21 protein-coding genes are annotated in these 22,790 nt (G+C 35.6%); 11 read left to right on the top strand and 10 right to left on the bottom strand.

What is annotated here, in order from left to right; genetic code table 11:
* Positions 1–50: 50 nt before the first annotated feature.
* The 3 genes from pflB to DPQ31_RS02115 all read left to right on the top strand — a co-directional run bounded on the left by pflB (position 51) and on the right by DPQ31_RS02115 (position 4,680).
* Positions 51–2,300: a formate C-acetyltransferase gene (gene pflB, locus DPQ31_RS02125; RefSeq protein ID WP_000192129.1), complete on the top strand. Its 2,250-nt coding sequence runs from the start codon at positions 51–53 to the stop codon at positions 2,298–2,300.
* A gap of 69 nt (positions 2,301–2,369) precedes the next feature.
* Positions 2,370–3,101, top strand: coding sequence for a pyruvate formate-lyase-activating protein (pflA, locus tag DPQ31_RS02120; protein ID WP_098711278.1), 732 nt, complete (start codon positions 2,370–2,372; stop codon positions 3,099–3,101).
* Between the two features lie 412 nt (positions 3,102–3,513).
* The gene (locus tag DPQ31_RS02115) at positions 3,514–4,680 is read left to right on the top strand and encodes a diglucosyl diacylglycerol synthase (RefSeq protein ID WP_000594698.1); all 1,167 of its coding nucleotides are present in this window, start codon (positions 3,514–3,516) and stop codon (positions 4,678–4,680) included.
* Between the two features lie 459 nt (positions 4,681–5,139).
* Here DPQ31_RS02115 and DPQ31_RS02110 read toward each other — a convergent pair whose 3' ends face one another.
* The 4 genes from DPQ31_RS02110 to DPQ31_RS02095 all read right to left on the bottom strand — a co-directional run bounded on the left by DPQ31_RS02110 (position 5,140) and on the right by DPQ31_RS02095 (position 8,347).
* On the bottom strand, positions 5,140–5,259 hold the full coding sequence (locus DPQ31_RS02110) for a YfhE family protein (protein ID WP_000358484.1): 120 nt from the start codon (positions 5,257–5,259) through the stop codon (positions 5,140–5,142).
* 110 nt (positions 5,260–5,369) lie between these two features.
* Positions 5,370–5,927 carry a GNAT family N-acetyltransferase gene (locus tag DPQ31_RS02105; protein WP_000914740.1) on the bottom strand — a complete coding sequence of 186 codons (558 nt, stop codon included), beginning with the start codon at positions 5,925–5,927 and terminating at the stop codon, positions 5,370–5,372.
* A gap of 241 nt (positions 5,928–6,168) precedes the next feature.
* Entirely contained in the window at positions 6,169–7,299 is a 1,131-nt protein-coding gene (locus DPQ31_RS02100) for an amidohydrolase (protein WP_000698290.1), read from the bottom strand.
* 142 nt (positions 7,300–7,441) lie between these two features.
* Positions 7,442–8,347, bottom strand: coding sequence for a TIGR01777 family oxidoreductase (locus DPQ31_RS02095; RefSeq protein WP_000684404.1), 906 nt, complete (start codon positions 8,345–8,347; stop codon positions 7,442–7,444).
* Positions 8,348–8,428: 81 nt separating this feature from the next.
* On the opposite strand from DPQ31_RS02095, the gene recX reads away from it, so the two are divergent.
* Positions 8,429–9,241 carry a recombination regulator RecX gene (gene recX, locus DPQ31_RS02090; RefSeq protein WP_000268510.1) on the top strand — a complete coding sequence of 271 codons (813 nt, stop codon included), beginning with the start codon at positions 8,429–8,431 and terminating at the stop codon, positions 9,239–9,241.
* A gap of 13 nt (positions 9,242–9,254) precedes the next feature.
* The gene (locus tag DPQ31_RS02085) at positions 9,255–9,572 is read left to right on the top strand and encodes a YfhH family protein (protein ID WP_001057020.1); all 318 of its coding nucleotides are present in this window, start codon (positions 9,255–9,257) and stop codon (positions 9,570–9,572) included.
* Positions 9,573–9,636: 64 nt separating this feature from the next.
* On the opposite strand, the gene DPQ31_RS02080 is transcribed toward DPQ31_RS02085, so the two are convergent.
* Entirely contained in the window at positions 9,637–9,789 is a 153-nt protein-coding gene (locus DPQ31_RS02080) for a YpzG family protein (protein ID WP_000122093.1), read from the bottom strand.
* 46 nt (positions 9,790–9,835) lie between these two features.
* On the bottom strand, positions 9,836–9,994 hold the full coding sequence (locus DPQ31_RS02075) for a small, acid-soluble spore protein K (protein ID WP_000517891.1): 159 nt from the start codon (positions 9,992–9,994) through the stop codon (positions 9,836–9,838).
* A 122-nt stretch (positions 9,995–10,116) separates the two neighbouring features.
* On the opposite strand from DPQ31_RS02075, the gene DPQ31_RS02070 reads away from it, so the two are divergent.
* Complete coding sequence (locus tag DPQ31_RS02070; RefSeq protein ID WP_000998161.1) at positions 10,117–10,383, top strand: YfhJ family protein; 267 nt, start codon at positions 10,117–10,119, stop codon at positions 10,381–10,383.
* A 23-nt stretch (positions 10,384–10,406) separates the two neighbouring features.
* Here the strand turns inward: DPQ31_RS02070 and DPQ31_RS02065 are convergent, their stop codons facing one another.
* Positions 10,407–11,387 carry a metal-dependent hydrolase gene (locus DPQ31_RS02065; protein ID WP_000379139.1) on the bottom strand — a complete coding sequence of 327 codons (981 nt, stop codon included), beginning with the start codon at positions 11,385–11,387 and terminating at the stop codon, positions 10,407–10,409.
* 150 nt (positions 11,388–11,537) lie between these two features.
* Between DPQ31_RS02065 and mutY the strand changes: the two genes are divergently transcribed.
* A complete protein-coding gene (gene mutY, locus DPQ31_RS02060) occupies positions 11,538–12,635 on the top strand; it encodes an A/G-specific adenine glycosylase (RefSeq protein WP_000171373.1) in 1,098 nt (365 codons plus the stop codon).
* A gap of 187 nt (positions 12,636–12,822) precedes the next feature.
* On the opposite strand, the gene DPQ31_RS02055 is transcribed toward mutY, so the two are convergent.
* Positions 12,823–13,047: a hypothetical protein gene (locus DPQ31_RS02055; protein ID WP_000275432.1), complete on the bottom strand. Its 225-nt coding sequence runs from the start codon at positions 13,045–13,047 to the stop codon at positions 12,823–12,825.
* Between the two features lie 125 nt (positions 13,048–13,172).
* Here DPQ31_RS02055 and DPQ31_RS02050 point away from each other — a divergent pair, with 125 nt between their 5' ends.
* The 4 genes from DPQ31_RS02050 (at position 13,173) to DPQ31_RS02035 (ending at position 16,523) form a co-directional block, all read left to right on the top strand.
* Complete coding sequence (locus DPQ31_RS02050) at positions 13,173–13,454, top strand: gamma-type small acid-soluble spore protein (protein WP_000039034.1); 282 nt, start codon at positions 13,173–13,175, stop codon at positions 13,452–13,454.
* 188 nt (positions 13,455–13,642) lie between these two features.
* Positions 13,643–13,903, top strand: a complete 261-nt coding sequence (locus tag DPQ31_RS02045; RefSeq protein ID WP_000651154.1) for a YgaB family protein — start codon at positions 13,643–13,645, stop codon at positions 13,901–13,903.
* A gap of 274 nt (positions 13,904–14,177) precedes the next feature.
* The gene (locus DPQ31_RS02040) at positions 14,178–14,708 is read left to right on the top strand and encodes a nucleoside tri-diphosphate phosphatase (RefSeq protein WP_000885402.1); all 531 of its coding nucleotides are present in this window, start codon (positions 14,178–14,180) and stop codon (positions 14,706–14,708) included.
* A 54-nt stretch (positions 14,709–14,762) separates the two neighbouring features.
* A complete protein-coding gene (locus tag DPQ31_RS02035; protein WP_208731497.1) occupies positions 14,763–16,523 on the top strand; it encodes an ABC transporter ATP-binding protein in 1,761 nt (586 codons plus the stop codon).
* A gap of 13 nt (positions 16,524–16,536) precedes the next feature.
* On the opposite strand, the gene DPQ31_RS02030 is transcribed toward DPQ31_RS02035, so the two are convergent.
* Entirely contained in the window at positions 16,537–17,625 is a 1,089-nt protein-coding gene (locus DPQ31_RS02030; RefSeq protein ID WP_087969380.1) for an aromatic acid exporter family protein, read from the bottom strand.
* 414 nt (positions 17,626–18,039) lie between these two features.
* Complete coding sequence (locus tag DPQ31_RS02025; protein ID WP_098912246.1) at positions 18,040–22,476, bottom strand: glutamate synthase-related protein; 4,437 nt, start codon at positions 22,474–22,476, stop codon at positions 18,040–18,042.
* Positions 22,477–22,790 lie beyond the last annotated feature (314 nt).

The raw sequence follows: 22,790 nt of genomic DNA, 5'->3' as shown, positions 1-22,790 counted from the left end.
TTATATAAAAAATCTTATTCCTGTACTAATCAAAAATGGAGGAGATTAGGATGACTCAAATATTAGAAAATGTAAAAAACGCATGGGAAAACTTTAAAGGTGAAAAATGGAAAGCAGAGATTGATGTTCGCGATTTCATTTTAAATAATGTAAACGTTTTCGAAGGGGACGAATCTTTCTTAGCGGGAGCAACAGAAGCAACGAAAACACTTTGGGATCAAGTAATGGATTTAACAACAAAAGAACGTGAAAACGGTGGCGTTCTTGATATGGATACAAAAATTGTTTCTTCTATTACATCACATGAACCAGGATATTTAAATAAAGATATTGAAAAAGTAGTCGGTTTCCAAACTGATAAGCCATTTAAACGTTCATTACAACCATATGGTGGTATTCGTATGGCGGAACAAGCTTGTGAATCTTATGGATACGAAATGGATAAAGAACTTAGTAAGATTTTCAGAGACTGGCGTAAAACTCATAATCAAGGTGTATTTGATGCATATACACCAGAAATGAAAGCGGCTCGTAAATCAGGTGTTATTACTGGTCTTCCAGATGCATATGGACGTGGACGTATTATCGGTGATTACCGCCGAGTAGCGCTATATGGTATAGATCATTTAATTGAAGCGAAAAAAGCTGATTTTAATTTAACTGGTGGTGTAATGAGCGAAGAGACAATGCGTTTACGCGAAGAGTTATCTGAGCAAATGCGTGCACTTCAAGAATTAAAACAAATGGCTTCTTCTCATGGTTTTGATATTTCTAAACCAGCAACAAATACACAAGAAGCTTTCCAATGGTTATACTTCGCATATCTTGCAGCGATTAAAGAGCAAAACGGAGCTGCAATGAGTCTTGGACGTACTTCTACATTCTTAGATATTTACATTGAAAGAGATTTAGAAAATGGTACTTTAACAGAAGAAGAAGTACAAGAAATCGTGGATCACTTCATTATGAAATTACGTCTTGTGAAATTCGCAAGAACACCTGATTATAATGAATTATTCTCTGGTGACCCAACTTGGGTAACTGAATCTATCGGTGGTATGGCTTTAGATGGTCGTCCATTAGTAACAAAGAACTCATTCCGTTTCTTGCATACATTAGATAATTTAGGACCAGCTCCAGAACCAAACTTAACAGTTCTTTGGTCTAAACAATTACCAGAGAACTTTAAAAACTACTGTGCAAAAATGTCTATTAAAACATCAGCAATTCAATATGAAAATGATGACATTATGCGTGCTGACTACGGTGATGACTATGGTATTGCTTGTTGTGTATCTGCAATGAGAATCGGTAAACAAATGCAGTTCTTCGGCGCACGTGCAAACTTAGCGAAAGCATTACTATATGCGATTAACGGCGGTAAAGATGAAAAATCTAAAGCTCAAGTTGGTCCTGAGTACGCACCAATTACTTCTGAAGTATTAGATTATGAAGAAGTTATGCATAAGTTTGATATGACAATGGAATGGTTAGCAGGTCTATATTTAAATACATTAAACGTTATCCACTATATGCACGATAAATATAGCTACGAGCGTATTGAAATGGCGCTTCATGATACAAATGTTCTTCGTACAATGGCGACAGGTATCGCAGGATTGTCTGTAGTAGCAGACTCATTAAGTGCAATTAAATACGGAAAAGTAAAACCAATTCGTGATGAAAATGGTATTGCAGTTGACTTTGAAATTGAAGGTGATTTCCCTAAATACGGTAACAACGATGATCGTGTAGATGAAATCGCAGTAAATCTTGTGAAAACATTTATGAATAAACTTCGTAAGCATAAAACATACAGAAATTCTGTTCATACAATGTCAATCTTAACAATTACATCTAACGTCGTATACGGTAAGAAAACTGGTAATACTCCAGATGGCCGTCGTACTGGAGAACCATTTGCACCGGGCGCAAACCCAATGCATGGTCGTGATACAAAAGGTGCATTAGCATCACTATTATCTGTAGCTAAATTACCATATGAAGATGCACAAGATGGTATTTCCAATACATTCTCTATTATTCCAAAAGCACTTGGTAAAGAAGATGATGTACAAGTACGCAACTTAGTATCTATGCTTGATGGTTATGCAATAAAAGAAGGACATCACTTAAATATTAACGTATTTAATCGTGAAACATTAATGGATGCAATGGAGCACCCTGAAAAATATCCACAATTAACAATTCGTGTATCTGGTTACGCTGTTAACTTTATTAAATTAACTCGTGAACAACAAATTGATGTAATTAACCGTACAATGCATGAAAGCATGTAAGTGAAAAAAGTGTCCCTCCGCTTTTAATATGTAGTGGAGGGAGGCTGTTTCAATAAAGGAGGAAGTAACATGGTAAAAGGAAGAATACATTCTGTAGAGTCTTGTGGTACTGTTGATGGCCCAGGGATTCGTTATGTCATATTTACACAAGGGTGTTTATTACGTTGTCAATATTGCCATAATGCTGATACGTGGGAGATCGGTAAAGGAAAAGAAATAACAGTTGAAGAAGTAATGCAGGATGTGACATGTTACCTTCCATTTATTGAAGCTTCTGGAGGCGGTATAACAGTTAGTGGTGGAGAACCATTATTACAGTTAGATTTCTTAATTGAATTATTTAAGAAATGTAAGGAAGTTGGAATTCATACAACAATTGATTCTTCTGGAGGTTGTTATTCTGAAGGGCCAGAATTCCAGCAAAAGTTGGATAAATTAATGGATTATACAGATTTAGTTTTATTGGATTTGAAACATATTGATTCAAAGAAACATCGTAAATTAACAGGGAAATCAAATGAACATATTTTACAATTTGCTCGTTATTTATCGGATAAGAATAAACCGATTTGGGTACGACATGTATTAGTTCCAGGTGTTACTGATAATGAAGAGGATCTGCAAAAATTATCTAGCTTTATTCAAAGTCTGTCTAATGTTCAGAAAGTTGAAGTGCTACCATATCATAAGCTTGGTGTATATAAATGGGAGGCGCTTGGGCATAAATATCCACTCGCAAATGTAGAACCACCTACGGAAAAAAATGTAGAACAAGCGAGACATATTTTAAAAGCAGTCTAATCCAAATATTGGATTAGACTTTTTGCTTTCTTTACAATAAAACCTAGAGTATATATATAGAAAAGAGTATACTGAAAAAAGAATATCCATATTTTTGTAAGGAATAAGTGGAGAAATTTACATAATTGTAAAGGGAAATCAAAATAGTAAAAAGAATTAAGAAGTAAAAGAGTGAGTATCATGGAATAGAGAACATTTGTAAGTTATTGCGAAAGCTCTTATAGGAAAGTATAATGTAAAGATATGAGCACGGATAGGATTAAGGGGTCAATCTTATATGCTTTGCATATCCACGACAGGTACATAGCTAACAGGGGAATATTGGAATCCAAGTATGTAATGTTTAAGGAAAATGTTTTTCCTATTGTCGTATATGCAATATGGAGAAACAAAAAGCTAGGAGTGGATTTGTTTGATAAAAAACCCCAAGGTTTTAATTTTAACTGCACATTACGGTAATGGTCATGTGCAAGTAGCGAAAACATTAGAACAAACATTTCGCCAAAAAGGAATTGAAAATGTAATTGTATGCGACTTGTTTGGAGAATCACATCCATTTATAACTGACATTACAAAATATTTATATTTAAAAAGTTATACAATAGGAAAAGAATTATATCGTTTGTTTTATTACGGGGTAGAAAAAATTTATGATAAAAAAATAGCATCTTGGTACGCAAATTTTGGAAGGAAACGTTTGAAATCACTTTTACAAGTGGAGAAACCGGATATCGTTATTAATACCTTTCCAATCATAGCTGTACCTGAGTTGAAAAAGCAAACAGGTATTTCAATCCCTGTTTATAATGTGTTGACGGATTTTTGTGTGCATAAAATATGGATTCATCGTGAAGTAGATCGTTATTTTGTAGCAACTGATCACGTGAAAAAGGTGATGGTTGATATTGGTGTACCTGCGGAACAAATTGTTGAAACTGGAATTCCAATTCGCAATAGTTTTGAGCTAAAGATAAATCAAGACATTATATATAATAAGTATCAGTTATGTAAGAATAAAAAGATTTTACTAATTGTAGCAGGTGCTCATGGGGTACTAGGAAGTGTAAAAGAACTATGCCAGTCATTTATGGCCGTACCTAATTTACAAGTAGTTGTCGTTTGCGGAAAAAATGAAGCTTTAAAACAGGATTTATTAGGATTACAGGAACAAAATTCGGATGCTTTAAAAGTATTTGGTTATGTTGAAAACATTGATGAGTTATTCCGTGTTACTTCTTGTATGATTACGAAGCCAGGTGGTATTACATTAAGCGAAGCAGCAGCATTACAAGTACCTGTCATTTTATATAAGCCTGTCCCAGGACAAGAAAATGAAAATGCGTTGTATTTTGAAAAAAAAGGAGCTGCAGTTGTAATCCGTGATGACAGTGAGGTTTTTGCAAAAACAGAGGCGTTATTACAAGATGATATGAAGCTTCTCCAAATGAAAGAAGCAATGAAAAATATTTATCGTCCTGAACCGGCATGTCATATCGTGGATACAATTTTGGAAGAAAATCATGCAGAGCCGAATCATATACCTATGAAATCACCTGCTCTTGCAGAATCATTTACTTAATATGTAACCCTCTTTTATATGTTTAAAGAGGGTTCCTTTTATTGTAAAGATTCCTTTATCCGGCTATTTGAGGGAAGTAAGACTCCCATCTTGAAATTGGGCGAATGCGAGGACGTTAGGTGGGAGATAGCTTCCCGTAAAAGCCTTCACTTTATCCACAAAGGGATGCGCTTTCATTAGACGGTAAAGTCGGAATATTAACAACTATATCCACATTGTCCACAATTTTTAGAAAAATATCCACAATTCCAGTAGTTGATATGTGCGAAAATATATAAAAATATCAAAGTTTTTAGAAAAATATTCACAATCATATCGATGTTGTGGATAAAGTTGTCCACAACAAAAGAGTTCCCTTATGTATAAGGGAACTCTTTTAGGTTATTTCTGTCAGTCGGGAAAATTATGTAATGAAAATGAATAATTAGGGGGGAAAACTTCTAATTATTCATTTTCACTTTAAATACTTTTTGAGCGATATCCCGCTGCACGATCTGCTTTTCGAAATTCTCGTTGGTATAGAACTTCTTGTGTACTAGATAATGTATTTTTCGCTTTGTCACGTTTCTTTTTATCCATTACAAATCACCTCGTGTCCTAAAGTCACTATCTATCGTTTCCAAAGACATGGGGTGATATACATATATGCCAAACGGTTAATGATTAATTATTATTTCTAAAAATTTAGATTACGCTTCTTTTAAGTGGTGGGCGTCTTGGAATGTTGTATCACGCATTGTTGCAAGTGTATATTGATCTTTTGGAATTTCATATAGATTATATACTTCTTCATTTACGTTAATTTCATCATAAACGGCTTTTCTCGTTTCATTTGCTAGATTCACATATTGTAGTTTTTCGGCAGCTTTAATAGAACGAATATTTATTTTGCGAATACGCATAAAGATGGTTTCAATATCTAACTCATAGAAAAGTTCGCTAAAAAATGAATCTTTCGCCAATTTATTATAGCCTTTGCCATGGTATGGTTTTCCAAGCCATGTTCCAAGGAATCCAGCTTTTTCTTGCACATCAAATAAAGTAATTGTTCCGATAGGGTTACCCCATTCATCTAAAATTGTGCGTGAAATTAACTCTCCACGCTCTTCGGCTTCAATGGTTTGTTTCGTTAAAAATAAATATTCCTCATAAGAATAAGCCTTTTGACGCACAAAAGGGAAGACAGCTGGATCCACCATTAACTCGTATAGAACGTGGCTGTCGTGTAAGTCGCGTTTTTTCAACACACTAACTCCTCCTCACACGAGGGTAGCATGACGAAAAAGCACCCCACCCTCGAAATTTTTATATCAATCTTTAAAAAATTTCGGGGTGGGAATCGAACCCACTAGAACCAGTTTATAACGCTGGTGGCGCACCATTTGCCTTCCCCATTCATCAATTTGAAAATGATAATCACGACACAAATTGATTATGGTTTCATTCAGTTTATAATCGTATAATACTTTATCTAGTCAAAAAAATAAACTAGTTTTTTTTATTTTTTTTGTAAATTATTTTTCCGTCAATCATAGTTAGTACAGGCTTGGCTAAATAATGGAAAGGATGATGTGTCCATAACACGAGATCAGCGTCTTTTCCAACCTCAATGCTTCCAATTCTATCCTCTAAACGCAAATTTCTCGCTGGAAATATAGTGATTCCTTCCAATGCAGTTTTCTCGTCTAATCCTTCCCTTACTGCGACAGCAGCACAAACATTTAAATATTGAATTGGTGTATAAGGGTGATCAGTTGTTATAGAAACTTCTACTCCATTTTTAGATAATATATGGTAAGTATCCCATGTTTTGTTTTTTAGTTCGATTTTAGACCGGCGTGTAAGAGTGGGACCAACTGAAACTTTTAAATTGTGTTTTGAAAGCTCTTCAACAATAAAGTGTCCTTCTGTACAATGCTCAATACGTAAATCAAGATTGAATTCTGTTGCAAAGCGTAAAGCAGAACTAATATCGTCAGCACGGTGAGCGTGGATACGTACCGGTATTTCGCGGCGTAATGCTTTTAAAATAGGGAGCATTCGAAAATCAGCTTCATGCCCGTAGTGCTGTGCTTCATAGAATGATTCCCGAAGTAATCCCATAATCCCCATACGTGTTATGGACTCTTTCGTTCCATTACTATGGACCTTTTTAGGATTTTCTCCAAAGGCAATCTTTAAGCCGGCAGGTTCTTGAATAATCATATGATCAATACAAGTTCCAGCTGTTTTTATTACACAAGTAGTACCGCCGATAATATTTTGGCTCCCAGGCATAACGTGAACAGTTGTGATCCCGTTTTGTACAGCGTCTTGAAATGCGATATCAAAAGGATGGATTCCGTCTAAAGAACGGATATGTGGTGTTGAAACTTCAGAGGTTTCATTAGCGTCATTTCCAGCCCAACCAGTGCCTTCATCATAGAGACCAAGGTGAGTATGGACATCAATAAATCCAGGTAAGAGATGAAGAGCTCGCGCATCTATAACGGTCATATCTTGAGTAGGCTGAATAGAAGGTTTGACCTCAGCAATTCGTTCTCCTATAACGAGTACATCACCTTGAAACTTGGGAGATGTAATAGGATACACAATGGCTTGTTTGAGCAATATTTTCATAGGTACCTCATTTCTGTTACTTTACAATATTAATGTGATTGAAGAAAAAGTAACTGAAAGGTTATTTGTGTAGTAATGCTCTGAATCCTAGAAAATGAAAGTTTTGAAAGGGAACCCCTTGTAAAACTGTGTTTTAGAAGTACTACATTGTATGCGAAAGTATATTTTGTAATGCATGGTCTATTGTCGGAAATGTGTATTGGTACCCATGTTCAATTGCTTTACTAGGTAATACATGTTGCCCTTCTAGTACAAGTATACTCATCTCACCCAATAAAGCGTGAAGCATAAATGAAGGGACAGGTAACCAATGAGGTTTTCTCATTATAGTTGCCATGGTTTCTCCAAATTCCTTCATTCTTATAGGTAACGGGGCTGTAATATTAAGAGGACCATTAATTTCTTCTTTGTGTATGATGAAATCAATCATGCGAACGACATCATCTATATGAATCCATGATAACCATTGGTTTCCAGATCCAATTGTGCCTCCGATATAAAATTGATAGGGAAGTAGCATCTTTGGAAGAGCACCTCCGTCTGCACCTAATATGACTCCGAATCTTGCGTATATTGTTCTGATTTCAAGAGAACGTGCTTTACATGCTTCTTGCTCCCATAAAAATACTGTTTCTGCTAAAAAGTCATTTCCGGGAGTTTCTTGCTGCTCGGTAAAAGACTCTGTTTCAGAAGTTCCGTAGTATCCAATAGCACTTGCGTTAATAAATGTATGTGGTTTTGTGCTGAGTGTTTGTAGTTGTTTAATAAGTCCTCTTGTTGCTTGAATTCTACTGTTTAAAATTGCTTCTTTTTGTTTTTTTGTCCATCTACTATTGATTGACTCTCCAGCTAGATTAATAACTATATCAATAGAAGAGAGGGGGAAAGTAGGTAAATCTGGTGTCCATTGTACGTATTGAAGGTTAGGGTTTGAAGTTTCAATTTTATTTTTTCGGGTAAGGATATAGACTGTGTATCCCTTTTGAATGAAAAAAGTAGATAGATATTTGCCGATAAAGCCAGTACCACCAGAAATTGCAATTTTCATAATTATTTCCTCCTCATTATATATATTCTTGAAAAGCAAAAATGTTCCTTGACTATGTTAAAATAATAGAGAGGTGAGAGTATGGCTGTCATTACAAAAATAGAAGTGCAAAAACGATCGAAAGAGCGATTTAATATTTATATTGATAAAGGTCAAGGTGAAGAGTACGGATTTAGTGTGGATCAAGTAATCTTAATGAAACATGGATTACAAAAAGGTTTAGAAATTGATGAAATAGAGTTAGGCAATATTTTGTTCAATGAAGAGGTACAAAAAGCATATTTACAAGCAATCTCCTATTTATCCTATCAAATGAGAACGAAACAAGAAATAGAAGATTTTTTACGAAAAAAAGAAGTGGGACAGGCCATCATCTCTGAAGTCGTTTCGAAATTATTACATGACCGATATATTAATGATAAAGAGTATGCCATTTTATATACGCGAACGCAAAGTAATGTGAATCGAAAAGGTCCAACTGTTATAAAAAGAGAGCTGTTAAATAAAGGAGTTCAGGATCTAATCATTACACATAGTTTACAAGAGTATCCAAAGGAGAAGCAAATTGAAAATGCTTTGATTCTTGTAGAAAAAAAGAAAAAATCTTATCAAAAGCATTCATTTTTACAAATGAAGCTAAAGTTAGATGAAATGCTTGTTCGTAAAGGATATTCTAGAGATGTGATTCAAATTTGTTTGGAAGAATTGAAAGACGAAAAAGATGACGAAAAGCAACAAGAAGCTTTACACTATCATGGGAATAAATATTATGAGAAATATAGGAAGTATGATGGATGGACATTCGAAAATAAGATGAAACAAGCGTTATATCGAAAAGGATTTTCTATTGATGAAATAGAGATATTTTTACAAATGAAACGTGAAGAGGGATGAGGGGAATAATAAGATGAATATGCCAAAACGCTACAGTGAAATGACACCGCATGAGCTTAGAGAAGAAATTGGCGCTTTGAAGGAGCAAGCAGTAAAGGCTGAGCAACTTGGAATTGTAAATGAATTCGATGTATTAATGAGAAAGATGGCCATGGCCCGTGCTTACATGACTGATATAAACAAATTCCATATTGGTGAGACATATGAATTAGTAGAAGAACCTGGTGTATTATTTAAAATTACGTACTTCAATGGGGTATTTGCTTGGGGTTATAAGCAAAATGATAATGAAGAGATTGGGATACCAATTTCCTTGTTGCAAGAAAAATAAAAACCAGAGAGCGAATATCTCTCTGGTTTTCATCTTTGGTAGGCGTTAAAGGAGATAGGAGATTCTAAAATTGGCGTTTTTTACATTCGTTGGCCAATATAATGAGAGACTGGGTTTGTTGCGTCTGTCCGTTAACTTGCGCTTTCGCATGTTTCGGACGAGTCCACGTATGGTTAAATAATTCAGAACGACTATCTAAACGATCACGGTAGCTCATCTTTATCACCTCGTGTAGGAAGTTAATTTTTTAGGCTGTACCTGTACTACTCTTCCTGCTGATTTGCAGCACGCATACGTTCTTGTGGGTGCGTGTTAATTGTGCCGTTAGGTCGTTTCGAAGCGAAGCGTGATTTCGCTTTCGGCTGACCGTCGATTTTGCTGTTGTTTTTTGACTCAGACCAAAATTCGGCTTGTTTACCCATTGCGAACGCCCTCCTCATCATCAGTTGATACCTCTTTAAGAAGTATCACTTATAGAATGTGCAAAATAGAAGAAACTATCCTTTAGAAATGAAGGGATAAATAGGTAAAAGGAGATTAGAACATGAATGATATTTATGAAGCATTAACGAAAGAATTATTAGACAAGAATGACAAGCTTTCTTACGGACAAGCTCGTGCGTGGGTTGAATTACTTTGGGAAGATTTTCAAACAACTTATGCGAAATCAGGTCGTTATCAAGGGGAGGAGATGACTGAGCAAGTAGTAAGAACATGGATTAATAATCATGGAGCGCGTCTTCATGAAATGCGTACAAATAATCCGAAATACAGCCATTTAATTAATCAAGAAGACCATTTAAAACATTAAAAAAGCGACTAAAGTCGCTTTTTTTAATGTGGAAGCAATTCCAGTTTCTTTCGAAGTTTTTCTTCGCTGAAAATCCATCCGGTATAAGAATTAATAATATTTAAATTTTGATCGAGCTGAACGATTGCAACGAATGGATAATAATCTTTACTTCGATAGCGCAAATCAATGAATCGAATTTCGTAATAGTTATCATAATCAAAAATATCCCAACGATATACAGGAGAGAAAGATAAGAAGGCCGAGATGTTTTCATCTTGTTTAGCAGCTCTCATAATAGCGTTATCTGGGAACGGTACCCGATCGAACTTATCGTATATCATAATGTTACCACGATGCCATCTCGCAACGTAGTAATAATCAGTCGTAACGACTGCTAAATGATAATGATAAAATCGATAAGAAGGAGAAATGATGATCTTCTCAACATGTTTGAAACGTTTGTGTACAACGCTTCTTATATTTCTATGCATCATAATCCGTCCGATATAGTAAACAATCATTAATATATATGCAGCTAAGGCTGTATATCCTTTATGGGAACCTACGAGCATGCAAGCAATCGCAAGTATATGGATAAAGAAAATCACAGTATCAAACGTATTAATTATGCCGAGTGCGACCCATTTTTTTGTGAAAGGCCGTAACGCTTGTGTACCGTAGGCATTGAAAATATCTACAAAGACGTGAAGAAAGACAGCTATAAATGACCAAAGTAGTAGATGAAGATATGGAGCGTCTGAAAAGAAGGCGAAAGAGATGCCGCTTATAAGGAATGACCAAAGAATTACTGCAGGAATGGAATGAGTAACCCCGCGATGATTTCTTATATATTTAGCGTTATTACGCAATTTTAAAACTGTATCGATGTCAGGAATATTGGAACCAGCAATTGTAGCGAGCATAACTGCTTGTGGTCCAATATCACTTTGCGCTATAGCTGGGTCTAATGTTGCCAAACTACCTAAAGTGACACCCATAACAAGGTGAGTGGCTGTGTCCATAGAAATCCACCTCCGTTTTTTATTAATGTAACTCTTTTTATTCGATACCTCAAGTCCTTTGCCTTCTATTTCCTATGTCATCTTACTTAAATTTTTTCCTAAAAATCTTTATAATAGTACGTATATGCAAAAAAATGAGGGGGATCAAGTTTGACACTTGAAATATTAGAAAAATTTAACATAGAGCAGTTTCAAAATGATTTAATTGGTTGGTTTGAAAAAGAGCAACGCGACTTACCGTGGCGAAAAAATAAAGATCCATACCGTGTTTGGGTTTCGGAAATTATGTTACAGCAAACAAGGGTAGAAGCTGTAAAACCATATTACGCAAATTTTATGGGGAAGTTCCCTACGTTGGAAGCTTTAGCAAATGCTGATGATGAAGAAGTATTAAAAGCATGGGAAGGTTTAGGGTATTATTCTAGAGCACGAAATTTACACACGGCTGTAAAAGAGGTAAAAGAAGTATATGGCGGGATAGTACCGAGTGATGTAAAGAAAATTGAAAAATTAAAAGGAGTGGGACCATATACAAAAGGTGCAATTTTAAGTATCGCATATGGTATACCAGAGCCAGCAGTTGACGGAAATGTTATGCGCGTGTTATCCCGTATTTTATCAGTATGGGATGACATTGCAAAACCGAAAACTAGAAAAGTGTTTGAAGAGATTGTGCGGGAAATTATTTCAGCTGAAAATCCATCTTATTTTAATCAAGGTTTGATGGAATTAGGTGCACTAATTTGTATTCCTAAAAATCCAGCATGCTTACTTTGTCCTGTACGTGAGCATTGTAGGGGATATGCTGAAGGTGTTCAAAAAGAACTACCAGTAAAAAGTAAAGCGAAAGCTCCTACAATGGTACCGCTTGTTGCAGGAGTACTTCAAACTGAAGATGGTCGTTACGTTATTAATAAACGTCCAAGTAGCGGATTATTAGCTAATATGTGGGAGTTTCCGAATATTGAACTTGGTGAAGGGATTCGAAGTCAGAAAGAACAGCTTATAGATTATATGAAGGAAAAGTTTGAGCTTTCGATTTCTATTGATGAGTACGCAATGAATGTGCAACATACGTTTACGCATCGCACCTGGGATATATTCGTATTTTACGGAAAAGTAACTGGTGATATTGTTGAAACAGATACATTAAAGTTTGTATCGAAAGAAGCATTTGAGCAGTTACCTTTCTCTAAATCGCATCGTACGATTTATGAGAGTTGTGTTGAGAAAATTACAATGCAATAAAGTGAAACTTTAATCAGTGGGGGTTTTCTTCATCCCCCACTGATTATTAGTTGAACTAATCGGACTTTTATGGGCAGTTGATCCCCCACATAAATTCTTTGCTTTCGCTGCATTTTGAGGTGGGGGTCTTACTGCCCATTAAAGCGGGATAAACAAAAAAAGTGTTCCCTAGATTGGGAACACTTTTTTAATCGTAAGAAATTTTTGTCCCATGAGTCCAACTGGCATTACCTTCTTGTAAGCCACCTCTTGATTCAATTTCTATTACAATTTCTTTATAAATACTTTGACCTTCTGCGTTTAAATAGGGCAAAATCTGTTGTAATGAATGATGAAAATAAGCTAATTCATCTTCTTTCCATTCATTTTTTGAAATCATCGTTAGTTCAGTCATATCGCGTCCTATATACATATTTCCACCTCCGTACCCTATAGTTTGAATGAGTATTAAGAGATATATGCGGAAATTTTTCAACAAAAAATTACGGATAGTTTCCGAGTGAATTGGTTACATTATTGGTTGTGGAGGTGAGAAAGATGAGTAAAAAACAACAAGGTTATAACAAGGCAACTTCTGGTGCTAGCATTCAAAGTACAAATGCTAGTTATGGTACAGAGTTTGCGACTGAAACAAATGTACAAGCAGTAAAACAAGCAAACGCACAATCAGAAGCAAAGAAAGCACAAGCTTCTGGTGCACAAAGTGCAAACGCTAGTTATGGTACAGAATTTGCAACTGAAACAGACGTGCATGCTGTGAAAAAACAAAATGCAAAATCAGCTGCAAAACAATCACAATCTTCTAGTTCAAACGAGTAATGAAAGAAAAACACTTCTCCAATTCGAGAGAAGTGTTTTCTTTGTGTGCGGGTCATTGTAATGAAAAGAAAGTGAACGACATAACTTCTAATAAGTCAACAAATGTAGTCAAAGGAGAAGGAAGTTAAAGATTAGAAATATGTAATTAGGAATAATAACTAATGAATAAATCTAAAAGGGGGTAAGTAATGAAGGATTTTGATAAGTTGGTAGGAGAGCAATTGGAAACGATGGATGAGCTGTTAAAATTGCAATCACACTTAGAGAAGTATCAGCAAATTGAAGTGAGTGAAAAGGATACGTGCGATAAAAAAGACTTACATTTTATTCGCCAAGAAATATATAGAACAGAAATAGCATTGAAACTATTACATGAAAAATTCGAAAAGCAAACGAATAGTGTGATTAAATCTTTTGAAACTGAAAAAATGATTTCAAATTTAGGATAAGATATGTTCTTACCTTCAGATGAAAAGTCCTTCTTAACATGAAAATAAGGAAGGGCTTTTTCTGTTATTATTTCCTCATTTATAAATGAGTCAGGAAAAGCCTCAGTAGGGATATGGTATTCAACAATAAACATGCAGTGTGAAAAATAGAGTCTTGTCGCTTTAGTTTTAAAATTTCGACAAAAAAGTTATAATAGAAAAAAAGTGAATGCAGTTCAAAGGATAGTTGATTTAATTTAAGAAGGGCATTTGCAGTTGAAAGAAGGGAGCATATATGGCATTTCCCAAAGAAGGAGAAAAAGTACAAATACATAGTTATAAACATAATGGCTCCATTCATAGAATGTGGGAAGAGACAACGATTTTAAAAGGGACACAGAGTCTTGTAATTGGAGCGAATGATCGAACAATAGTTACAGAATCAGATGGCCGAACATGGGTTACTCGGGAACCTGCAATTTGTTATTTTCATGCAAACTATTGGTTTAATGTGATTGGGATGCTAAGAGAAGAGGGTGTATATTATTATTGTAATTTAAGTTCTCCTTTTGCATATGATTCAGAAGCATTAAAGTATATTGATTATGATTTAGATATTAAAGTGTATCCAGATATGACATATACACTGTTAGATGAAGATGAGTATGAAAAGCATAGTCAAATCATGCAATATCCACCTGTTATTGATACAATTTTAAAGCGAAATGTAGCACATTTAACGCAGTGGATTCATCAAAGAAAAGGTCCATTTGCACCAGATTTCGTAGATATGTGGTATGAGAGATATTTAATGTACAGAAATTAAAACAAACCTGCAGGGGATTTCCCGGCAGGTTTGTCCTATTAGAGGGGGGATTATGTGCAAGGTATAAAAAGATATTTACAATTTGTTAAACCATATAGATGGCTTATTGCTATTACAATTGTTATCGGTCTAGTTAAGTTCGGTATCCCGCTTATTATGCCATGGTTATTAAAGTATATTATCGACGATGTAATCCAAGGTGGGGGTTCACTTCAAGATAAAACGTCCCAATTAATAACGGCGATTGGGATAGCCTTTTTTATTTTTGCAGTATTAAGGCCACCGATTGAATATTATCGTCAATATTTCGCGCAACGTATCGCGAATACAATACTATATGATTTGCGGAAACATATTTTTGGTCACTTGCAAAAATTGAGCTTGCGTTATTATTCGAATACAAAAACAGGAGAGCTTATTTCACGTGTAATCCATGATGTAGAGCAAACGAAGGATTTTGTAATTACCGGTTTAATGAATGTTTGGTTAGATACTGCGACAATTGCGATTGCTATTATTGTTATGTTTTCTATGAACATAAAGTTAACGTTTGTTGCTTTATTGATTTTACCTATTTATGTTGTTGCGGTGAAATATTTTTTCGGACGTCTTCGAAAATTGACGAAAGAACGTTCACAAGCGTTAGCAACTATGCAAGGTTATTTACATGAACGTATTCAAGGAATGCAAGTGACGCGTAGCTTTGCATTAGAAGAGTATGAGGGTAAGCAGTTTGAAAAAAGAAATAATGAATTTTTAACGAAAGCATTAACGCATACAAGTTGGACGGCGAGAACATTTTCGGCAGTAAATACTTTAACTGATTTAGGCCCGTTACTTGTCATTGGTTTTGCAGCATATGAAGTAATTCAAGGTCGGTTAACGCTAGGGACTATGGTAGCTTTTGTTGGTTATATGGATAGTTTATATAGTCCGCTTCGCCGCCTTGTTAATTCATCTACAACATTAACGCAATCTTTCGCCTCGATGGATCGAGTGTTTGAACTGTTAGATGAAAAGTACGATATTGTTAATGTGCCAAATGCGGTACAAGCGAAAAAATTAAATGGAGAAATTGTATTTGATAATGTGTCTTTTCGTTATAATACAGATGAAAAAGAGATATTACATAACTTGTCATTAACTATGCGGCCAGGAGAGAAGGTAGCACTTGTAGGAGCGAGTGGGGGAGGAAAGTCATCTCTTGCTAGTTTAATTCCGCGTTTCTATGATGTTTCGGAAGGGTCAGTTTATGTAGATGGGATAGATGTAAGAAAGTATGATATGAGAAATTTACGTAGCCATATTGGAATTGTACTGCAAGATAATTTATTATTTAGCGATACAATCGGAGCTAATATTTTATATGGAAATCCGAAAGCTAAAGAGACAGAAGTGATTGCAGCAGCCAAAGCCGCGCAAATTCATGATTTTATTATAGAGTTACCAGATGGTTACAATACTGTTGTTGGAGAACGTGGTGTGAAGTTATCTGGTGGGCAAAGGCAACGTGTAGCAATTGCGCGAGTATTTCTAAAGAATCCATCGTTACTTATATTAGATGAAGCAACTTCTGCTTTAGATTTAGAAAACGAACGGTATATTCAAGAGGCACTTCAAACGTTAGCTGCTGATCGGACGACGATTATAATTGCACATCGATTAGCAACGATTACGCATGTTGATACAATTATTTACATTGAAGATGGTGAAATTAAAGAAACAGGTTCTCATGAAGAGTTAATGAAAAAAAGGGGATTCTATTACAATTTATATCAACTTCAAAATATAACAGAAACAGCTCCTTTAGCGTAAAAGGAGCTGTTTTTTATTCGTCTTCTTTTTTATCGTCGATTTGGAGTTCTGTTTCTGGTTTATGGTATGTGTAGAAGCTATCCACAAGTAAATCTAAATGCTCTACTTCTTCACTATAATTAATAATTGAAGAAATAAGAGGGAATAGATGTAACCATGTTTTATATGCTTCCTCATCATCTTTGTTTTGATACTCCATAAAGATATCAATTAATTCTTGTTTACCTGTTTCAACTTCATCAAGCATCTCAACGGATTGTTGTTTCTTTGCTTTACCAATAAATTTTAATAAAACTTGTTCATGATAATGCGTTAATGAGTCAAGTTCGTTTTGAATAGATTCCTGAAATTCTTCTGGCATATAGCGCAGTTCATTTTCAGTGCGATGTAATGATTTTAACGTACTTAAAGCACGGCTTGTCGTCGCTAACATTTGTCTGAATAAAACGAGCTTACGAATTTTTGCGAACTGTACTTTTTTCGTGTAGCTTCTTTCTTCTTTATACAGCAAATAGTAATGGTTTAGTTTGATCATTTTTTCTTTCATACGATCAATATCAGTTTTTAACGTTGTAAAGTCAGAAGCTTGCCTGCTATTCATTCGAATCCATTTCACAATTTCCTCTGTATTATCAACGATACGATGATAAAGCTTTGTTTCGTATTTTGGCGGCATAAACACTAAATTTACAATTGAAGCCGCAATAATTCCGATCATAATCGTCGCAAAGCGAAGTAAGGCAAAACTAAAGAAATCTTCGCCTTGATACTCCATAATGGCGATAACTGTTACTAAAGCAATTGATATTGTGTTTTCTAATCGTAATTGTAATGTAAGAGCAATTACTAATATACATGTTAATCCAATAATAAAAGGATTATGTCCAAAAGCAGTAGCAAATACGATAGCGAATACCGCACCAATTACGTTTGCTTGAATTTGTTCAAGTGCAGTTAAATATGAACGATATACAGACGGTTGAACAGCGAATATAGCTGAGATTCCCGCAAATACCGGACTCGGTAAGTGAAGTAAAATACAAGCAAATAAAGCTAATGTGATGGCAATACCCGTTTTTAAAATGCGAGCACCAAGTTTCATACCCTTAATAAGATCCTTTCTCTTGTCATAATGAATGTACAACATGATACTATACATTCATTACAATATGTTAGCAAGTGATATTTTAGTGATATAAAAAAAGAAATTAAGATTCATTTATCCCGCTATTTGCGGGCAGTAGAACTCCTACCTCAAAGTTCGGCTAGAGCAAAGGAGTTAGGTGGGAGTCGGGCTGCCCGTAAATGCCCGATTGGTGTGGGCTAATAATCAGTGGGGGATGAACAAAACCCCCACTGATTAAAGTTTCACTTTATAATTTTTTCCTAATTCTTTTTAAACATTAATTTTTAGTAAAAAAACCTGCTGAATTTCAGCAGGTTTCAAATTGTTACTATAGATTACTATGAGAAGTATACTTCGTCAATTTTTTATTGAAAATAAAAAGGGTATATATCACTCAGTTGAGATAGATGGATCAGCCTGCTCCTTTTTCGGGATAATTTCAAAAAATTGCTGCTGCATATCATCTAGTAACGGGGTTAACAAAGCAACTTCCTCATATTGCTCATGCTCATTTAATACACGAATATAATCTAGCAATAGTTCAGTTACATCTTGCACACCATTTTTACTAATTGATTGTAATGTAACATTTGCACCTTTTGCGATTCTTCTTTTTAAGGCTTTTTCTGTTAAACCTAAGTTTGAATCATGACGTAAATAAACAACACCACCAGTCATACCAGCACAGATCCATGGACCAGGATCTCCTAAAACAAGAGCCCGCCCATTTGTCATATATTCAAAAGCGAAACCTTTAATATTCGAGTATGATCCTATATTTCCTTGCTCTTTTTCACGGAGTGGTTTTGTCATTCTCCCTCCAATTATCATGTCTGCTCCAGAAAGGCGAATACCAGCACGAGCGTCAGCGTTACCTTGCACGTATAATGCACCTTTTTGTGCACCATATCCAAATCCTTTTCCGACAGACCCATTATAATATGTTCCATTTTTACCTTTTGCTTTCGTTATATAAATGCCACCGCCAAATGAAGTTTTGCCAATGCCATCTTGTGCGCCGCCATTTACGTGTATAAATAAGTTTTCACTATTGTAAGCACCTAATCCATTTCCAGGAACAGAGCCATTTGTATACTTTAATGTAAGTGGTTCAAGCTTTGTATCTTCATATAATTTACTACGAACGCGATAACAAGATTCTAAACCGCCCATAACTCGTTGTTCTACGCCAACTCCTACTAATTCTTTTGAGTGAGGAGAATGCACTGTTTCAAATTGTTTTTCTTCCACAGATACTCTTGTTGTAACAGTTGAATTTTCTATCGTTTGTAGTAAATTACATAACTCTAACAAATCTTGACCTCGAACTTGTTCTAATAAATCGGAACGCCCGACAATTTCTTGTAAATTTGTATAACCGAGTTGCCCTGTTAACCGTTTTAATTCTAAACCGAAAGTGGTGAATAAATTTAATAGGCCAGCAACTGCGCTTTCTAATTCGCGCGGGACGAAGCGGCGTAATCCATGTTCTTTCGCTTGTGCTTCAGATTCAATTTGTGTTGCAATTCCAACGTGGCAAGTATCTAGATGACAACCACGGCAAGTTGTACAGCCGATGGCAATCATTGATAATGTACCAAACCCAATACGGTTTGCTCCAAGAAGCATGATTTTTAAGGCATCATTTACACTTCGAATACCACCATCTGCCCAAATTTCTACTTTATGTCTCATACCTGCTTCTAGTAGAGCGTTGTGAGCAGCTTTAACACCGATTTCTACTGGAAGACCTACATGTTGTAATGCATGAATACGTGCAGCCCCTGTTCCGCCGTCAAATCCGCTAATGTTAATAAAATCAGCGCCAGCTTTAGCGATACCGACAGCAATTGTTCCAATGTTAGGAACGACAGGGACTTTTACGGCTACTTTTGCAAGTTGATTAGCCGTTTTAATTTCTGTAATCATTTGAGCTAAATCTTCAATCGAATAAATATCATGGTTGTTAGAAGGCGAAATTAAATCTGATCCAATTGTAGCGTTACGTGCCTCAGCAATTTTTGCGGTTACTTTAGAACCTGGTAAATGTCCGCCTTCGCCAGGTTTTGCGCCTTGACCGATTTTTATTTCAATTAAATTTGATGAATTTAGTAGTTCAGCGTTTACTCCAAATCGGCCAGATGCAACTTGTTGTCCACGTGTATTTGGGTATTTGCCAATCATATCTTTAATTTCGCCGCCTTCACCGTTCAAACTAATCATATTTAGCTGATCGGCAGCTTCTGCATATGCACGAAAGGCAATTTCATTTTGAGAACCGAATGACATGGAACTAATAATAAACGGTAAATCATGATTTTGAATGCTAATAGACACTTCTTCAGCCGGAACGACATGCTTTGTTTGTTTCGTTTGAACAAGGTGTCTGATTGCAATCGGATTATTGTCTTCTAATTCACTTAACTTTTCGCGGTAATCATCATAAGAATTTCCTTTTGCAACATCACCAATTGCTTTCCAAATCCGTGGGAATATATGAAATGATTTTCGCATTCTAATTTTAGGGTTGTTATAATCATTTGCCCGCGATTTCGCATCTTTAGCAAGCGATTCAAGTGAAAAAGCTAAATCATTTGAACCGAAGAAATTCGTAATTTGTAATATATTTGCGATTTCCTCATGTAATCCGATAGAGGAATAGAGGCGGCCGTAACCACGTAACTCATGAATTCCAATTGTTGAAATGACTTTCTCTAGTCCTTTATTAAGTGCATTATACAGATTCATAATTGGTGTTTTTGATCCATCATTTACGGTCGCGAACAATAAATATGGATTAATACTGTCTGCTCCTAATCCATATAGTGTGACGATATCGTGTAAGGAACGAAGGGCACCAGAACGTATAACGAGAGAACAGTTTCTGCGTAATTTATTTTCACTTAATACTTGATGTACTTTAGCGGTAACTAAATGTGGATCCATCCATAACTGTTCATTTAGATGAGCTTTTGCGTCATCTAATAATAGTAGGGAAGCACCATTGTTAACGGCAGCTATCGCTTCGGAACTAATTCGATTTAATGCGCATTGTAAAGTTTCTAACGGACTGAAGGTGGCAGAAATTGTAGCGATAGAACTATGTGTAACGAACAACTGTATAAGTTGTTCGTACGTAATTGTGTGCAATTCCTCTGCGATAGATTGTGCAACACTTCCTTCTAAAATAATTGGTGAAAGCATCTCAACTACAAATGGCTGTTTAGCGCCGCTTAATAAACTTGGACGCTCTCCAAGTATCGTCCGTGTGGAGAAGTGTTCGACCTCTCGATCGCGATCGATTGCTGGATTTGTAACAACGGCTACACTTTCCTTAATAAAGTCAGCAATATTTCGTCTATCCGTATCGAGTGCAGCAAGTGGCGAGTCATGACCAAGTGACCGAATTGGCTCAACTCCTTTTGTTGCCATCTGTTCAAGGAGCTGAATATGCTCTCGATCCCACCCGAAAGAAACGTACTGTTTCGTTTCAACTTGAACAGAATCACATAATCCTTGGATTTCTTTCGCTTCAGGGATAGATAAGTTTAAATGATAATTGTTAACATCGATTCGTTTTTGGAAACGATTATATACTTCAATTTGGTATTTGTCGTATTCATAAAGAACAAGTTCATCTTGTTCATTCCATTTTAATCCGACCTTTTCTCCAGGAGCGAGTGGTTTCGGTTCTTCTACATATTCGGTTGGTGATACAACTCCAGGTTCAGAAGAGAAAATATAAGAGCTTTCTGTTTCTACTTTCCATACTGGTCGTAGGCCAAGGGAATCGACGCTGAATACAGCTTCATCTTTATAGCGTGAAATAATGCCAGCTGGTCCTTGTGCGAAATGTCCCCAAGCTTCTCTTATATAAGTGTATAAGTTTTGTAAGTTTGTTTCGTATAGTTTTATTTCATTAATAATTGGTGGGAATAGTATATCCATCGCTTCAAATAAGCTGTAGTTATATTGAACAAGAAGAGTCTCTAAGGTGCGGTTTAAATCTTGGGAGTCACTTCCCCCTGCCGTTAGTGGTACATGAATCATTTCGGCTTGATCACGTAATTTGGCAATTGTATTAATTTCACCATTATGTCCGAGAATGCTAAATGGTTGTACACGAAAAAAATTAGATAATGTATTAGTAGAATAGCGATTATGTCCTAGTGTCATAGTTGAAGCGATAAGTGGGTGTTGTAAATCGTTGTAATAGGCAACAAGTGTATCTCCAGCACCTAGAACTTTATATACAACATGATCACGACTTAATGAAGCAACGTGAATCGCTTCGTTTTCCTCTATTTTTATCGTTACAGCAAATAATGTTTGCTCAATACTTTTAACTTCATTTTCAGCGATAAGGGCAACTTGCCAAAATAAAGGTTCTTCCTGTTTACCAAGTGGACCGAGTGCATCGGAATTTATTACATCATCACTTTCGAAAATAATAGTAAAGTTTTCATTGTTTAATTGCGTACGAATGTAATTTTTTAAGTCAACAATATTTTCTTTTTTGTTTAGAAAAAAATGTCCAACGATAAAGTGGGGATGATCCACAATCGTTGGATTATATCCGCTACTTTTCAATTTTTCGTTCCAAAGTGCTTTTGGTACATCAATATGGATTCCAATACCATCGCCTTCGCCATTGATGAAACCAGCTCTATGGTTCATTTTGATTAGTGATTGTATACAAAGGTCGATATTTTCTTTTGTAGGAATTTTTCTTTTTTCCATAACGGAAACGATTCCACACGCATCATGTTCTGCATTTTTATAATCTCGAAATAAAGACGGTGTCCATGTATTTTTTTTATTGAGCATCCGTCAATCCCCCCTCTTGTAAAAGATTGAATAATCTTACTATTTAAGGTGTAAATCACCTTGTACACAGAGATAATAACGATCTAAAAGAATATAAAACAGATAATTATGAATAATTATACTATTAATGCGGGATTTATGAAATAGAAAAAAGGAAAAAAGAAAGGTAACCTTTCTTTTTTCCTCAGGCTGTGGAGAAAGTCTTCTCCACAGCCTGTTTATGTGTCTGAACCTCTCTTTATGTGTCAACACTGATAAAAAAGAGGTAAAGGAGAGATTTTTTATGATGGGTGCTTTAAAAAATCATCGTGATG

Source organism: Bacillus sp. COPE52 (genome assembly GCF_003355115.1).
Taxonomy (GTDB): Bacteria; Bacillota; Bacilli; order Bacillales; family Bacillaceae_G; genus Bacillus_A; species Bacillus_A toyonensis.
Note: the sequence above shows the minus strand (reverse complement) of the source record. Positions and strands in the feature narration are given on the sequence as shown.